This is a genomic window from Micromonospora sp. NBC_01392, from assembly GCF_045040125.1.
In the GTDB taxonomy this organism is placed as follows: Bacteria; Actinomycetota; Actinomycetes; order Mycobacteriales; family Micromonosporaceae; genus Micromonospora.
On sequence record NZ_CP109549.1, the window covers coordinates 1,458,076 to 1,472,286 of the forward strand.

Consider the following 14,211-nt stretch of genomic DNA (forward strand, 5'->3'; position numbering starts at 1 on the left):
CTCCCGCCGTGCCGCCACGCTCCCGAGTCGTGGTCACGCCGCGACACACCGCGGTCACGCCACGGCACGACGGTAAGCCCTCGCGCCGAAGATCGCAGCCCGTGGCGGTCAGGTGGCGCGCAGTGGCGGCAGGCCCAGCGCGGCGCGTACCCGGGTCGCCTGCCGGACGCCGTCGTGCGCGGCGGCGGCCCGGGTCGCCCGGCGCAGCTCGGCGGCGTCGGCGGCCCCGGCCGCGAGCCGCCACTGCCGCAGCGCCACCTCGTGTTCGGCGAGCAGCGCCGCCATCGGCGCCTGCGCGGCGGCCGGCCAGCGCACCGCGCGCAGCTCACCGGCACAGGCGAGGTTGGCGTCCACGACCGCCCCGGCCCGCTCCCGCAGCGTCCGCCACGGCCGGCCCGCCTTCTCGGCCTCGGCCAGCTCGTCCCGGGCGATGTCGTACGCCGCCACCGCGGCCAGGTAGCGCCCCTTCGCCTCCTTGACCGTCAGCGGCACCACCGGGCTCGGTGTGGGGCTCGCCGGCGGGGGAAGGGCGGCCTGTTTCGTCTCGCCGCCGCAACCGCCCAACAGCAGGACCACCACCAGAACCGACGCGAGCCGCCAACGCGCAGAACCTCCCATCGCCCGAGTGTAGAGCCCCTCCTCCCGCCCCCTGTTTCACGGAAAGAGTGGCTATTCCGCGTCCGATAGCCACTCTTTCCGTGAATCAGCGCGGGGGTGGGGTGGGGGGGGTGGGGTGGGGGGTGGGGGGAGGGACCAGCCGCCAGTACTGGCGGCTTTCCTTGTCCCGGACCACTACGCCGAGCCGGGCCAGCTCCCCGTGCAGCTCCCGGACCTCGGCGTCGCGGCTGTCCTTCAGCGCCCGCTCCCGGGCCCGCAGCAGCGCGTCCGCGCCGGCCGGCAGCCCGGGCAACTCGGGCACCCACCGCCGGTACGCGTCCCGGTGCGGGTCCTGGTCGACCCAGGGCCAGCCCTGGCCGGTGAACGCCTCCCGCAGCCGGCCGGCGTTCAGGTCGGACCGCTCCCGGGCCAGCTCGCCGCCGGCCCGGTCCAGCAGCACGAGCGCCTTGCCGTCGACGAACACGCCGGCCACCTCGGTCCGGGCGATGTCCCGGCCGTGCCCGTCCCGGTGCAGTCGCACCGACCGGCGCCCGACCGTGACCCGCAGCCGCTCCCGTACGCCCACCACGGCCAGGGCCAGGCCCGCCACCGCCGCCACGCCCGCGCCGAGCGGATACGACCGCTGGTCCGGCCACCTGTCGAGCAGCGCGAACACGTCCTGGAAGGGGAACCAGGCCAGCCCGGCGATCCAGCCGGACAGGGCGGTCAGCCCGGCGCCCAGTCCCGCGCCGAGCAGCGGGAACCCGGCCCACATCACCACCAGCTCGCCGACTCCGCCGTCGACCACGACGTCGCCGGGTTCCCGGTCGGCCACGGTCAGGACACCTCCCGCCGCATCGTGCGGATCAGGCCGGCGGCCAGCGGCACGACCATCCAGACGGCCAGCGAGACGCCGAGCCGACCCCACTGCCCCGCGGTCACGTCCGGGGTGAGCAGCGGTGCCATGGTGACCGAGGTGTCCAGCCAGCCGGCCGGCTCCCGCAGCGCCTTGATCATCGCCGACAGCACGCTCCACACGGTCGGCAGCAGCAGGTAGGTGACGATGGCCAGCGGCGTGTTCAGCAGCAGCAGGCCGAACCCGGCGCCCATCAGCACGTTCGCCACCTGGAACACCGCCGCGTACGGCAGCAGCTCCCAGTCGAACGTCCACGCGCCCACCCCGCCGGTGGCCTTGGCGGCGAGCGTGCCGGCGGCGGCGACGGCGAGGCTGACCAGCACCGAGGCGAGCGCGGCCAGCACCACCGCGGCCAGCTTGGCGACGATCACCCGCTCCCGGCGGGGCACCAGCGCGAACGTGGTCAACGCGGTGCGCTGCGACCACTCGCCGGTGATGGAGAGGATGCCCAGCACCGGCAGCAGCAGCCCGACCGGGAGCAGCGACGGCGCGAAGAACGCGGTGAACGTCTGCTCCGGGCCGTCGACGACGAAGAGCTGCACCACCACGATGGCGACCGCGATCAGCCCGATGCTGATCAGCAGCCAGCGGCCGGCCCGGGTGTCGGTGAGCTTGCGCAGCTCCACCCCGGTCAGCCGGGCCAGCGAGGGGCCGGCGGCCGGCTCGTGCCGCGTCGGGGCGGCGGTGGGAACGGGCGTGGTGGCGGTGGTCATCGGACGGCCTCCCTGGTCGACGCGCCGGCGGTGAGGGTGAGGAAGAGCTGCTCCAGGCCGCCGCTGCCGGCCGGACGCAGTTCGGTGAGGACCAGTCCGGCGTCGGCCGCGGCCTGACCGACGGCCTCCGGCTCGGCCCGGACCACGAAGCCGCCGTCGGTGCCGACGGTGGCCGGCAGCGCGGCGCGGTCCAGGGTGAGGCGCAGGGCGTGCTGGTCGCGGGCGCGGACCAGCGTGCCGGCGCCGGCCAGCAGCTCGTCCTTGCCGCCCTGGGCGACCACCCGGCCGCCGCCGATCACCACCAGCCGGTCGGCCACCGCCTCGACCTCGCGCAGCAGGTGCGAGGAGAGCAGCACGGTGCCGCCCCGGTCGGCGTAGTCGCGCAGCAGGCCGCGCATCCAGTAGATGCCCTCCGGGTCGAGGCCGTTGGCCGGCTCGTCGAGGATCAACACCCGGGGGTCGCCCAGCAGCGCCAGCGCCAGGCCGAGCCGCTGCCGCATGCCCAGGGAGTACGCGCCGAACCGGCGCCGTGCGGCGGTGTCGTTCAGCCCGACCAGGTCCAGCTTCGCGGCCACCTGCCTCCGCTCCACGCCCATGGTGCGGGCGGCCAGGGTGAGCGTCTCCCGCCCGGTGCGTCCGGCGTGCTGGGCCGAGGCGTCGAGCAGGACGCCGATCTCCCGGCCCGGGTTGGGCAGCGCCCGGTAGGGCCGGCCGGCGACCGTGGCCGCGCCGGAGCTGGGCGGCGTCATCCCGCAGATCATGCGCATCGTGGTGGACTTGCCGGCGCCGTTCGGGCCGAGGAATCCGGTCACCGTGCCCGGTTCGCACCGGAACGTCACGTCCTCGACGGCCGTGTGCGGGCCGTACCGCTTGGTCAGATGGTCGACTTCGATCATGCCGAGAAGCCTGCCGGGGCCACCCGGTGCCCCGCTGCGGCCGACGGTCGTCGCCGGCACCGACCGAGGTTCACCGCAGGCGTCGACTTTGGTAGCTGGCAGCCGGTCCGGACGGCTCCCTAGCATGGGGCGGGTGAGCAGCGCTGTCGTCCCCGATCATCCCTGGCTCCTGCCGGGCTCCCTGGTGCCCGCGCGGGCCGCCCGCCGGACCCCGCGGGACTGGTTCGTCGACAGCCTGCTGTTCCTGATCGCGCTGGGCTGGGTGCTCCTCGCGCACGACGACGCGGTGAGCGGGCGACCGGAGTTCGCGCTCAACGCCGGCCCGAGCTGGCTCGCCGAGATCGACCTGTTCGTCGGTCTGCTCGCCGCCGGCGCGCTCTGGCTGCGCCGCCGCTGGCCGGTGGGGCTGGCGGTGGCCACCGCGCCGCTGACGTTGTTCTCGGTCACCTCCGGGGCCGTGCTGCTGGTCGTCCTGTTCACCGTGCTGGTCCACCGACCGCTGGTGGTGGGGCTGACGCTGGTCGGCTGGCATCTGGCCACCGCGCTGCCGTTCATCGCGGTCCGCCCCGACCCGGCCATGCCGTTCTGGGCCGCCGTGGCGTGGACCGTGCTCTTCATCGGCATCGTGGTGGCCTGGGCGCTGTTCGTCCGGGCCCGCCGCCAGCTCGTGCTGTCGCTGCGCGACCGCGCCGAACGGGCCGAGGCCGAGCAGCAGCTCCGGCTGGACCAGGCCCGGAACCTCGAACGCGGCCGGATCGCCCGGGAGATGCACGACGTGCTCGCCCACCGGATCTCGCTGCTCAGCCTGCACGCCGGGGCGTTGGAGTTCCGTCCGGACGCGCCCCCGGAGGAGGTCGCCCGGGCCGCCGGGGTGATCCGGGCCAGCGCTCACGCCGCGTTGCAGGACCTGCGCGAGGTGATCGGCGTGCTGCGGGCCGAGACCGGCTCCGAGGCCACCCCGGAACGGCCGCAGCCGACGCTCGGCGACGTGCCGGCGCTGGTGGCCGAGAGCCGCGACGCCGGGGTACGCGTCAGCGTGATCGACGAGGTGACCGAGCCGGCCGGGGTGCCGGCGGCGATCGGGCGCAGCGCGTACCGGATCGTGCAGGAGGGGCTCACCAACGCGCGCAAGCACGCGCCCGGGGCGGTGGTGACCGTCCGGCTGGCCGGCGGCCCCGGCGAGGGGCTGGCGGTGGACATCCGCAACCCCTGGCCGGTGGGCGGGCCGGCCGCCGCGATCCCCGGCACCGGCACCGGCCTGGTGGGCGTCGCCGAGCGCGTCACGCTGGCCGGCGGACGCGTCGACCACGGGCGGGACGCCGACGGCGACTTCCGGCTGGCCGCCTGGCTGCCCTGGGAAATCCGATGAGTGGGCCGGTGCGGGTGCTGATCGTCGACGACGACCCGCTGGTCCGGGGCGCGCTGTCGATGATCCTCGGCGGCGTACCCGACCTGGCGGTGGTGGGCGAGGCGACCGACGGCGTCGAGGTGCCGGCCGCCGTCGCCGCGTACGCCCCGGACGTGGTGCTGATGGACATCCGGATGCCCCGGGTGGACGGGCTGGCCGCCACCGAGGCGCTGCGGGCGACGGCGGAGCCGCCCGAGGTGCTGGTGCTGACCACGTTCGACGCCGACGAACAGGTGCTGCGCGCGTTGCGGGCCGGGGCGAGCGGCTTCCTGCTGAAGGACACCCCGCCGGCTGAGATCGTGGCGGCGGTACGCCGGGTCGCGGCGGGGGAGGCGACACTGTCCCCGGCGGTGACCCGCAGGCTGATCGCGCACGTGACCGCCGCCGCGCCGGCGCCCGCCCGGGATCCCCGCCGCGAGCGGGCGGTACGGCTGCTCGGCGAGCTGTCCGAGCGGGAGCGGGAGGTCGCGCTGCTGCTCGGTCGGGGCCGGACCAACGCGGAGATCTCCGCCGAGCTGTTCATGAGCGTGGCGACCGTGAAGGCGTACGTGTCGCGGCTGCTCACCAAGCTCGACCTGAACAACCGGGTGCAGGTGGCGCTGCTGGTCCAGGACGCCGACCTGGTCTGACGCGGTGTCGGGCAGGCCCGGCCGGTGGGATTGAACTGTCGCCGGTGTCCGGCCGTACCAGTGGGCGAGGATGTGGTGCGGCCGGTCCGCCGCACCGCTGCCGAGCTGCGGGAGGCCTGCCGTGCGTGTTGGTGAGCAGTCGACGGATCCCATCGACAAGGTCCTGGGCGAGGTGCCGATGCCGGCGCCGTTGACACCCGAGGACGTCCGCATCGCGGTCCGGGCGGTGGTGGTGCACGCCGCCGAGGAGTGGCCCGCGGGGCCGAAGTGCCGCAACGACGGGGCGGCGTTCCCCTGCCGGTTGCACCGTTGGGGGCGCCGGGTGCTGGCGACACACGGCCTCAACGAGCGCCAGATCGACGCGCTGATCCGGCACGGCAACCCGTTCGTGCACGTGCCCTTCCCGTTCGTGCTGACCGGCCCGTCGGCGGCCCGACCGGCCGTCCAGGCGGCCCGCCCGGGCGCGACGCAGACTGCCCGGCCGGGCGCGGGTCAGGCGGCCCGGCCGGGCGCGGCCCCGGCCGCCCGTCCGGTCGCCGGCCAGGCGCGTGGCCCGGTCCCGCGGGTCGTCGCACCGCCGGTGCGGTCCGGCCTGCGGCCCGGCGCCGCGCGGCCGGCCCCCGCGGCCCGGCCGCGCTGGCCCCGGGCGAGCTGACCCCGGGTACGGGTCGCGGCCGGCGCGCCGTCGGCCGCGCCGCTCACCCGGGCGGCGGCCCGCCGCGGAGCACCCCCGGCCTCCGCGCGGCCCATCGGCCGGCGGCCCGACGCGGGGCGCCCCCACCCCCCGCGTCGGGCCGTCGTGCGTCCGGATCAGTTGATGCCGCAGTCCGGGGCCGACCAGTCGGTGGTGTTCGCCGACTTGTCCCGGGTGTTCTCCCGGCGGGAGTCCACGTGCGTGTGGTCGTCGTGGTCCGGGTAGCCGGGGCCGTAGATGCCACTGAAGCCCTGGTCCCGGGCCGACCGGGCGATCTCGCAGAGGGTCCGGTCCCGAGAGGTCAGGTCGGCCGCGTTGCCGTACAGGTGCTGGCTGTCGGCGGCGCCGCCGACCTGCCGGTTGCAGGCGATGCTGCGGAATCCGCTGGTGACCTGGAGCGGCTTGTCGCCGAGGCTGCGCCGCAGCGCCTCCAGCTTCCACATGGTGCGTACCGCGTTCTCGCGGGTGGCGGACGACGAGAGCGGGCCCCCGCCCCACCCGCCCTTGCCGCAGCCGTTGTCCAGCTCGGCGTAACTGAAGTGCTTCGGGGTGCAGTCGTTGTCCTGGAGGTCGTAGATCTTGGCGAAGGTCCGCGGCCCGGCGATGCCGTCGGCCCGTAGTCCGTACGCGGACTGGAAACGCTTGACCGCGGCGGTCGTCTCCGGGCCGTACCGGCCGTCGACCCGGACGATGCCGGCGTACCCGGCCCAGCCGGCCACCCGGATCTGGAGCTGCCGGACGTCCTCGCCCGAGCGCCCCTGGGACAGGGTGCGGGGCCAGGTGTAGCAGCCGTCGGCGTGGGCCGCCGGTGCGGCGACGACCGTGGCGACCGCGGCCCCGGGCAGGGCCAGCGCGAACGCGACGGCCGCCCGCTTCAGGGTGTTGACGCGCACAGGAGTCCTCCCGATCAGAGCGGAAATGGGGTCGGGACGGCACATCGACCACTGCGTCCCGTCCTTCTCACCGTGACATTCGGCGGGGCTCTTCGTGGCGATTAGCGGAAATTGTTCTCGCATTCGGTCCTGGTCGGAGGGGAGCGGTAACGTCTGCTCCCGGGCCCGGATCGACCCCCGGGCGAGCCTCGCGGGCAGGGGAGGTGGGCGATGGCGCGTGGCGGCGTGTTCTGCGTCGAGGGGCAGTGGCACCGCGACCTCAACGAGCGCGGCTCCGTCCTGCCCACGCTCGAACTGCTCGAACGACTGAACCGGATCCGCTACATCCACAAGGACGCCGCCACCCGGGACGAGCTGTTCTACTTCCTCGACCGCTGGCTGCTCAAGCAGTACGCGGACCACCGCGTCGGGTTCTTCGCCATGCACGGCGAGCCGAGCCGGCTCTGCCTCACCGACTGGGACTCGGTCGAGCTGTCCGACGTGGCGGAGCGGATGGCCGGCCGCGCCGACGGTCGTCGCCTCTACTTCGGCAGCTGCTCGGTGCTGCGTGCCTCCGACGCCACGCTGCGCGGCTTCCTCGAGGTCACCGGCGCGGCGCTGATCTGTGGCTTCACCCGCGACGTGGACTGGGTCGAGTCGGCCGCGTTCGAGACCGTGCTGCTCGACGTGCTGGCCAACGGGCAGCGGCACAACGCCGCCGAGCTGCGGATGGGCTCGGCGCACTGGGCGCCGCTCGCCGCGTACCTCGGTTTCCGGGTGATCTACGCCAACGGCCGCGCCTGGCGGCCCACCGCCCGCCCGCGCGTGCCCGAGCAGGTCGCCCCGCGCCGGGCCGCCGGCCGCCCGCGCTGAGATCCGGCCGCCGGCCTGGTAGAACCGAGGCATGCCACGCAGCATCGCGCGCAACACCCGGGTCGACCGGGACGCCCTGACCGAGTTCCTCCGCCCCCGGCACCGCGTCGTGCTGATGACCACCCGGGCCGACGGCCGCCCGCAGTCCTCCCCGGTCTCCTGCGGCGTCGACGCCGAGGGCCGGCTGGTCATCTCCACCTATCCGGAGCGCGCCAAGGTGACGAACATCCGCCGCGACCCGCGCGTCTCCGCCTGCGTGCTCTCCGACGACTGGAACGGCCCGTGGGTGCAGGTCGACGGCGTGGCCGAGGTGCTCGACCTGCCCGAGGCGCTGGAGCCGCTGGTGGACTACTTCCGCAGCATCTCCGGCGAGCACCCGGACTGGGACGAGTACCGGGCGGCCATGGTCGCGCAGGGCAAGTCGCTGATCCGCGTCACGATCGAGTCCTGGGGCCCGATCGCCACCGGCGGGTTCCCGGCCCGGCTCGCCGACTGATCAGTACGCGGCGGTGAACCGCGCGTTGCCGAACCTCGGGTTCTCGATCTCGTCGACGATCGCGACCGCGAGATCCTCGTAGGTGAGCACCGAGCGGCCCTGCGCGTCGGTCACCGGGTGGTCCGTGCCGGTGCGGTAGTGCCCGGTCCGCTCGCCGGGGTGGAACTCCAACGGCGGCGGGGAGACGTACGTCCAGGTCACCCCGTCGGCCGAGGAACGGTAGAACGCCAGCGCGTCCGCCTGCCCCTGCGCCGAGTCGCGGTACTCGGCGGGGAAGTCCGGCTCGTCCAGGAACCGGGTGCCGCTCGGGGTGAGCAGCGTCGCGCCGCCGCCGACATGGATCACGCGTGGTGGGTCGGGCATGCCCCGCAGCGTGTCCACGAGCGTCCGCGCGGCGTCCCGCCAGAGGTCACGCTCGCCTCCGCCGACGGCCACCACCAGCACGTCCGCGTCCTCGGCCAGCTCGCGTACGCTCCGCGCCGAGGTCGCGTCGCCGGTCACCGTGCGTACGCCCGGAGGCAGGTAGCCGACCGCCTCCGGCCGGCGTACCGCGGCGGTGACCCGGTGCCCCCGCTCGGCCGCCTCGGCGGCGATCCGGGAGCCCGCCGTCCCGCCGGCGCCGAACACGACGATGTCGCTCATGCCTCACAGGCTAGGCAGCCGGCCGCCGGGCGGGTGCCGTTCCGCCGAACCCGGTCAGTCGACCAGCGCGGAGTAGACGAGCTGGCGCAACTGGCTGCGCAGCGGGTACGTGCTCGACGGCATGAGCTGCGTGAACAGCAGCGCGGTGACCTCCTCCACCGGGTCCACCCAGAACGCCGTGCTGGCCATGCCGCCCCAGTAGAACTCGCCGACGCTGCTGGGCACCCGCGCCGGCACCGGGTCGAGCACCACGGCGAAGCCCAGTCCGAAGCCGATCCCGTCCAGCACCGTCTCGGAGAATCCCTCCGGGGAGAACGAGGCGAGGTCCCGGCCGCCGGGCAGGTGGTTGCGGGTCATGAAGCGGACCGTGCGGGGGCCGAGCAGGCGCACCCCGTCCAGTTCGCCGCCGCGCAGCAGGAACTGGGTGAAGCGGTGGTAGTCGGCGGCGGTGGAGACCAGCCCGCCGCCGCCGGAGTGCCAGCCCGGCGCCGCCAGCGCGGCCCGGCCGATGCCGTCGGCGCGTACCGCCTGACCGGTGGCCGGGTGCGGGGCGTAGAGCGCGGCCAGCCGCTTGGCGTCCGCCGCGTCCACCCACCAGCGGGTGTCGGTCATCCCGAGCGGGCGCAGGATCCGCTCGGCGAAGAACGCGTCCAGCGTCTGCCCGGAGACCACCTCGACCAGGCGGCCCAGCACGTCGGTGGAGACGCCGTAGTTCCAGCTCGTCCCGGGCTGGAACAGCAGCGGCAGCGTGGCCAGGCCGGCCGAGGCCGCGGCCAGGTCCGCGCCGGCCGGCACGCCCAGGTCGAAGCCGGCCGCCCGGTAGAGGCCGTCGACCACCGAGACCTGGGCGAAGCCGTACGTCAGGCCGGCGGTGTGGGTGAGCAGGTGCCAGATCCGGATCGGCTCGGCGGCCGGCACGGTGTACGGCTTGAGCACCGACCCCCGGTCGTAGACCCGGACGTCGGCGAACTCCGGCAGCCAGCGGCTGACCGGGTCGGTCAGCTCGAACCGGCCCTGCTCCCAGAGCATCATCGCGGCGACCGAGGTGATCGGCTTGGTCATCGAGTAGATGCGCCAGAGCGTGTCCGCCTCGACCGGCGTGCCGGCCTCCCGGTCGCGCAGCCCGTACGTCGACGAGTGGGCGATCTCGCCCCGGCGGGTGACGACGACCTGCCAGCCGGCGAGCCGGCCGTCGTCGACGTAGCGGGCGAAGTGCTCGTCGATCCGCGCCAGTCGGGCGGGATCGAAGCCGACACGGCCGGGATCGGTGCTGACTGCGACGCTCATCCCCGCGAACCTACCCGCCGGTACGGCGGGCCGGAAGTGTCGGCCGGCCACACTAGTGTCGGCGGCATGCCGGAGCCCGTCGAGGACGTCACCTACCGCCAGCAGGACTGGTACGCGGAAGAGCTGGTCGACCGGCACTTCGTGCGCTGCGAGTTCTTCGACGTCGACCTCACCGAGGCGGTCAGCCGGGGCGCGGTGTTCACGGAGTGCGTCTTCGGCACCGTGGCGTTCAACGCCTCCCGGCACGTCGACTCGGCGTTCACCCGCTGCACGTTCACCCGGTGCAACCTGTTCGAGGCGGAGTTCACCGGCTGCAAGCTGGTCGGCAGCAGCTTCGACCGGTGCGACCTGCGCCCGCTGCGGGTCGACCGCGGCGACTGGTCGTTCGTCGCGCTGCCCGGCGCCGACCTGCGTGGCGCCCGGATCACCGACGTACGCATGCGCGAGGCCGACCTGACCGGCGCCGACCTGACCGGCGCGGTGCTCACCGGCGTCGACCTGTCCGGGGCCCAGTTGCACGCCGCCAAGCTGACCCGCGCCGACCTGCGCGGCAGTGACCTGTCCGCGCTCGACCCGACCGCGGTGGAACGGGCCGGGGCGCGGGTCGACGTGGAGCAGGCCGTAACACTGGTCCAGGCGCTCGGCTTCCAGGTCGGCTGACCCGGCCGCTCCTCCCGCCTCCGTCGTCACCCCGCCCGTCCCGTCCCGTCCCGTCCCGCACCGCTCCGCCGGGCCGGTGCGGTGCCGTCGCGCTCTCGGCCGGCGTCACGCACTCGACCCGGCCTGCTGAGGTCCGGGCCCGGTCGTCACCGTGCGTTACACCTCGTCCAGGACGACTCCTTCGAAGCGATATACCGCTGTGTCATATTTATGACCCACGGGTATATCGCGTCTCACGGAATCCCTTCTCCCGGCCGACACGCCCGAGGTGGAGGCGCCGAAATTGGTTCGTGTCGACGGCTTCTCGGAGATCGAAGCATGTGTCATCCTGCCCTGCGGCGAGCCGCGGTGACGGTCGCCGACTCCGGCGGCCGAGGGAGGGGCGGTGGCTGAGGAGGAACTCACGCAGTCCGGAATGCGGGTCGGAGGTTGGCTGCCCGCTGCGCCGGTCGAGCCCGTGGCCACGCCGCAACCGCCGGCCGCCCCACGTCGCCTCGCCGGCGAGCCGGACGACGGCGCGTGGGAACCGGCCGTCCCGGACGTCTCCCCGATCGGCGATGCGGCACCGGCACCGGCACCCGCACCCGCACCCGCACCGGCGCCGACCGGGCCCGCGCTGCTCGGCCCCGCGTCCGGCGGGCCCGCGCCCGGGCCGGCCCCGCTGGTCGGGCATGCCCCGGCCGGGCACTGGCCGAGCGGGCCCCAGCCGGCTGGGCTCGGTCCGGTTGGGCCGGGACAAGGCGGGCCAGGACCGGGCGAGCTCGGCACGGGTGGACCGGGCTCGGGACCGGCTGGGCTCGGCCCGGTTGGACCGGGCTTGGGGCCAGGCGGGCTCGGCACGGGTGGACCGGGGCCGGGAGCAGGCGGGCTCGGGCCAGTTGGGCCAGGGCCGGCCGGTCCGCTGCCGGCTCTGTCGCCGGCTCGGCCGGACCGTGCCGCCCGGCGGGCGCGGGACGGCCTGCGGGCGGTGGACGGGGACCCGTTCGGGGACGGGACGCCGGCGCTGGCCGGCCGGCACACCGCGCCGGAGAGCCTCCGCACCCGGCTCGCCGGCCTGGCCGGCCCGCTCGCGATCCGGCTGCGCGGGGCGTCGGCTCGGCTGCGCGGGGCGTCGGTCCCACGGGAAGGGATGTCGGTCCGGCTGGGATCAACGTCGGCTCGGCTGCGCGGGGCGTCGGTCCGGCTGGGACCGGTGTCGGTTCGGGGCGTGTCCGCCCGGCTTCGGCAGGCTCTCCGCCCGGATACGGCGCGGCCCGCGAGCGAGGCCGGGGCCACCCGGGTCGCTGCCGCCCGGGCCCGCCGCCGGCGTCGGCGGGCCGTGCTGGCCACTGCCGCGCTGACCGCGTCGGTGGTGGCGCTGGCGTACTCCGCCCGGTCACCGGCGCCGCCCGAGCGTGGCGGGGCCGTGCCGGTCGCCGGGCCGACGACGCCGGCACCGGCACCGACGGCGGCGCCCCCGACGGTGGTGCCGGTGACAGGTGATCCTGCGCTGCCCGGCGACCCGCTGCTCGGGGTGGATCAGGAGCCGGTGCCGCCGGCGGTGTCGCTCACCCTGCTCGGCACGCGGGACTGGCGGCACTGGGGCGGCGCGGGCGCGGACAGCGTCCAGCGCAAGCAGCGCGGCACCGGCGAGATCGAGGACCCGGGCGGCGACCGGCTGGAGCACAACGCCGGGATGTCCGGCCTGAGCTGGACGGACGGCACGCCGACGGCGCGGCAGGAGGGCACCCGGACGGGCGTCTTCCAGCGCGGTGCCGGCAAGTCCTTCAGGCTCGGCGTGGCCGGCAGCGGGGACCTGCGGACCGTCCGGCTGTTCGTCGGTGCGTTCTCGGCCGGGGCCCGGCTCGACGTCTCGCTCTCCGGCGGCGGTGATCCGGCCGTCCGGGAGGTGGCCATGGCCCAGGGCGACCGCTTCTACCAGTACGTCGTCCACTTCCGGGTGCCTCGCGGCCAGCGGCTGCTGATCACCTGGCGGGCGCTCGCCGTGACCGGCGGGCAGAACGACGGGGTGTCGCTGGAAGCGATCACGGTAAGCTGACCCGCCGCTTGGCTGGACGGCGACGGGTCCGTTCTGCTACCTCTTGGTAACGAACGGGAAACGCCCGTCGGCCCACATATGGCGCAAACGGCCGGCCGGTGACACCGTGAAGCCCGTCACGCTCCGGCCGCTTCCGGCGGCGCCGCGTGAGACGAAGCGGAGGTGTGGTGGGCGAGGAGGACCGTTCGCGAACCGGCCCCGGCTCGCATCGGGAGGGCCGCCCGCGTACCCGGTCCGCGCTGCGCCGGCTGCGGCGCCGGCGGCGGATGGCGTTGGAGGGCCTGGCCGCGTTCCTCTGCCTGGCGGCGCTGGTGGCCTACCTCGGCACCGAGCGGCACGACGCGCCGCGCGAGGAGAGCGCGGCCCTGCCGGTGGCGCCGACCGGCCGGGTCGGGCTGCCGGGCGAAGCCGACGGCGCGGTCGCCACCCCCGGCCTGCGACCCCGGCAGCGCCCGCCGTCCCCGAGCCCCTCACCGTCCGCGAGTCCCTCACCGTCCACGGTGGCGCCACCGACGGTCGCGGTCAGTCGGGCCGAGGTGCCCGCCTCGGTCGACCTCACCGCCGTGGGCACCGTCGACTGGGTCCACTGGGGGCTGCTCGGCGGCGACCGGACGGTCCGCAAGCGGGGCGGTTCCGGCGCGATCCGGGACGAGGGCGGCCGGGGCCGGCGGGAGAGCTTCAGCAACAACCCGGAGGCGTACGCCTGGCGGGACGGCGCGCCGGTGGCCTCGGCCAGCGGCACCATGTCCGGGGTCTACACCTGCGACCGGGACAGCGGTTTCCGTCTCGCGGTGACCGCCGACGGGCAGTCGCGCACCGTGCACCTCTTCGCCGGGCTCTGGATGGCCCGTGGCCGGCTCGACGTGCGGATCGCCGGTGGGCCGGTCAGCACGCTCCGGATGGAGGACCCGCACACCGCGCTGACCACCGACTTCACCGTCCGGTTCCGCGCGCCGCGCGGTGCGAAGCTGCTGCTGAGCTGGACCGTGGAGGAGTCGCTCGGGCAGTGCGGCAACGTCAGCCTCCAGGCCGTCGCGCTGCGCTGATCCGCGTACGCCGCCCGGATGCGGGTCGTGCCCGGCCGAACTGTCGGGACAGTTTGTCCGTCGCGCGCCGGGTCGACCGACGTACCTTTCCGAGGTCCCCGTCCGTCCATCCTTTGTGGAGGTTCGACCGGTGAGCCGTCCCATGCCTCTCGCCCCTGCCCGCCAGTCCTCCGATCGCGGTGTGTTGCGGGACATCCCGTTGCCGCCGTACGTGACGGTGGAGGACGTCCAGTTCGCGGTGCGGGCGGTGGTGGTGCACGCGCCACGGTCCTGGTCGGGCGGGACCATCTGCCGCAACGACGCCAGCCCGCATCCGTGCCGGCTGCACCGCTGGGGCCGGCGGGTGCTCACGCTGCGCGGGCTGCCGCCGGCCGAGATCGACGCGCTGGTCGAGCGGGGCGACCCCGCCGCCGCCCCGCGCCCGTACCGGCCCGGCGCCTGAGC

16 protein-coding genes are annotated in these 14,211 nt (G+C 75.3%); 9 read left to right on the forward strand and 7 right to left on the reverse strand.

Annotation, left to right across the window (positions count from 1 at the left end; genetic code table 11):
* Positions 1-108: 108 nt before the first annotated feature.
* The 4 genes from OG767_RS06840 to OG767_RS06855 form a co-directional block, all read right to left on the reverse strand.
* Complete coding sequence (locus tag OG767_RS06840) at positions 109-618, reverse strand: hypothetical protein (RefSeq protein WP_405092649.1); 510 nt, start codon at positions 616-618, stop codon at positions 109-111.
* 85 nt (positions 619-703) lie between these two features.
* Positions 704-1,432, reverse strand: coding sequence for a hypothetical protein (locus tag OG767_RS06845; RefSeq protein ID WP_405092650.1), 729 nt, complete (start codon positions 1,430-1,432; stop codon positions 704-706).
* 2 nt (positions 1,433-1,434) lie between these two features.
* Positions 1,435-2,226, reverse strand: a complete 792-nt coding sequence (locus OG767_RS06850; RefSeq protein ID WP_405092651.1) for an ABC transporter permease — start codon at positions 2,224-2,226, stop codon at positions 1,435-1,437.
* Positions 2,223-3,122, reverse strand: a complete 900-nt coding sequence (locus OG767_RS06855) for an ABC transporter ATP-binding protein (protein ID WP_405092652.1) — start codon at positions 3,120-3,122, stop codon at positions 2,223-2,225. Before OG767_RS06855 ends, OG767_RS06850 begins: the two co-directional genes overlap by 4 nt.
* Before the next feature lie 133 nt (positions 3,123-3,255).
* On the opposite strand from OG767_RS06855, the gene OG767_RS06860 reads away from it, so the two are divergent.
* The 3 genes from OG767_RS06860 (at position 3,256) to OG767_RS06870 (ending at position 5,814) form a co-directional block, all read left to right on the forward strand.
* On the forward strand, positions 3,256-4,491 hold the full coding sequence (locus OG767_RS06860) for a sensor histidine kinase (RefSeq protein WP_405092653.1): 1,236 nt from the start codon (positions 3,256-3,258) through the stop codon (positions 4,489-4,491).
* The gene (locus OG767_RS06865) at positions 4,488-5,159 is read left to right on the forward strand and encodes a response regulator (RefSeq protein WP_405092654.1); all 672 of its coding nucleotides are present in this window, start codon (positions 4,488-4,490) and stop codon (positions 5,157-5,159) included. Before OG767_RS06860 ends, OG767_RS06865 begins: the two co-directional genes overlap by 4 nt.
* 121 nt (positions 5,160-5,280) lie before the next feature.
* Positions 5,281-5,814 carry a hypothetical protein gene (locus OG767_RS06870; RefSeq protein ID WP_405092655.1) on the forward strand — a complete coding sequence of 178 codons (534 nt, stop codon included), beginning with the start codon at positions 5,281-5,283 and terminating at the stop codon, positions 5,812-5,814.
* A gap of 155 nt (positions 5,815-5,969) precedes the next feature.
* On the opposite strand, the gene OG767_RS06875 is transcribed toward OG767_RS06870, so the two are convergent.
* The gene (locus tag OG767_RS06875; RefSeq protein ID WP_405092656.1) at positions 5,970-6,746 is read right to left on the reverse strand and encodes a D-Ala-D-Ala carboxypeptidase family metallohydrolase; all 777 of its coding nucleotides are present in this window, start codon (positions 6,744-6,746) and stop codon (positions 5,970-5,972) included.
* A gap of 210 nt (positions 6,747-6,956) precedes the next feature.
* Here OG767_RS06875 and OG767_RS06880 point away from each other — a divergent pair, with 210 nt between their 5' ends.
* Positions 6,957-7,598 carry a DUF6642 family protein gene (locus OG767_RS06880; RefSeq protein ID WP_281936164.1) on the forward strand — a complete coding sequence of 214 codons (642 nt, stop codon included), beginning with the start codon at positions 6,957-6,959 and terminating at the stop codon, positions 7,596-7,598.
* Positions 7,599-7,629: 31 nt separating this feature from the next.
* Positions 7,630-8,094 (forward strand): PPOX class F420-dependent oxidoreductase, encoded by a 465-nt coding sequence (locus OG767_RS06885; RefSeq protein ID WP_281936162.1) that lies wholly within the window; start codon positions 7,630-7,632, stop codon positions 8,092-8,094.
* Here the strand turns inward: OG767_RS06885 and OG767_RS06890 are convergent, their stop codons facing one another.
* Positions 8,095-8,736: an NAD(P)-dependent oxidoreductase gene (locus OG767_RS06890; protein WP_405092657.1), complete on the reverse strand. Its 642-nt coding sequence runs from the start codon at positions 8,734-8,736 to the stop codon at positions 8,095-8,097.
* Between the two features lie 54 nt (positions 8,737-8,790).
* Complete coding sequence (locus tag OG767_RS06895; RefSeq protein WP_405092658.1) at positions 8,791-10,023, reverse strand: serine hydrolase domain-containing protein; 1,233 nt, start codon at positions 10,021-10,023, stop codon at positions 8,791-8,793.
* Positions 10,024-10,089: 66 nt separating this feature from the next.
* Here OG767_RS06895 and OG767_RS06900 point away from each other — a divergent pair, with 66 nt between their 5' ends.
* From OG767_RS06900 to OG767_RS06915, 4 genes are all read left to right on the forward strand, one after another.
* Entirely contained in the window at positions 10,090-10,683 is a 594-nt protein-coding gene (locus OG767_RS06900; RefSeq protein WP_107162367.1) for a pentapeptide repeat-containing protein, read from the forward strand.
* A 967-nt stretch (positions 10,684-11,650) separates the two neighbouring features.
* Positions 11,651-12,721 carry a hypothetical protein gene (locus OG767_RS06905; protein WP_405092659.1) on the forward strand — a complete coding sequence of 357 codons (1,071 nt, stop codon included), beginning with the start codon at positions 11,651-11,653 and terminating at the stop codon, positions 12,719-12,721.
* A 167-nt stretch (positions 12,722-12,888) separates the two neighbouring features.
* Positions 12,889-13,767: a hypothetical protein gene (locus OG767_RS06910; RefSeq protein WP_405092660.1), complete on the forward strand. Its 879-nt coding sequence runs from the start codon at positions 12,889-12,891 to the stop codon at positions 13,765-13,767.
* 142 nt (positions 13,768-13,909) lie between these two features.
* On the forward strand, positions 13,910-14,209 hold the full coding sequence (locus OG767_RS06915; RefSeq protein ID WP_405092661.1) for a hypothetical protein: 300 nt from the start codon (positions 13,910-13,912) through the stop codon (positions 14,207-14,209).
* The last annotated feature ends 2 nt before the right edge of the window (positions 14,210-14,211 follow it).

Coding starts and splice junctions, on each gene's coding strand:
- OG767_RS06840 (WP_405092649.1), bottom strand. CDS start 618: ATGGGAGGTTCTGCGCGTTGGCGGCTCGCGTCGGTTCTGGTGGTGGTC.
- OG767_RS06850 (WP_405092651.1), bottom strand. CDS start 2,226: ATGACCACCGCCACCACGCCCGTTCCCACCGCCGCCCCGACGCGGCAC.
- OG767_RS06855 (WP_405092652.1), bottom strand. CDS start 3,122: ATGATCGAAGTCGACCATCTGACCAAGCGGTACGGCCCGCACACGGCC.
- OG767_RS06865 (WP_405092654.1), top strand. CDS start 4,488: ATGAGTGGGCCGGTGCGGGTGCTGATCGTCGACGACGACCCGCTGGTC.
- OG767_RS06880 (WP_281936164.1), top strand. CDS start 6,957: ATGGCGCGTGGCGGCGTGTTCTGCGTCGAGGGGCAGTGGCACCGCGAC.
- OG767_RS06885 (WP_281936162.1), top strand. CDS start 7,630: ATGCCACGCAGCATCGCGCGCAACACCCGGGTCGACCGGGACGCCCTG.
- OG767_RS06890 (WP_405092657.1), bottom strand. CDS start 8,736: ATGAGCGACATCGTCGTGTTCGGCGCCGGCGGGACGGCGGGCTCCCGG.
- OG767_RS06895 (WP_405092658.1), bottom strand. CDS start 10,023: ATGAGCGTCGCAGTCAGCACCGATCCCGGCCGTGTCGGCTTCGATCCC.
- OG767_RS06900 (WP_107162367.1), top strand. CDS start 10,090: ATGCCGGAGCCCGTCGAGGACGTCACCTACCGCCAGCAGGACTGGTAC.
- OG767_RS06915 (WP_405092661.1), top strand. CDS start 13,910: ATGCCTCTCGCCCCTGCCCGCCAGTCCTCCGATCGCGGTGTGTTGCGG.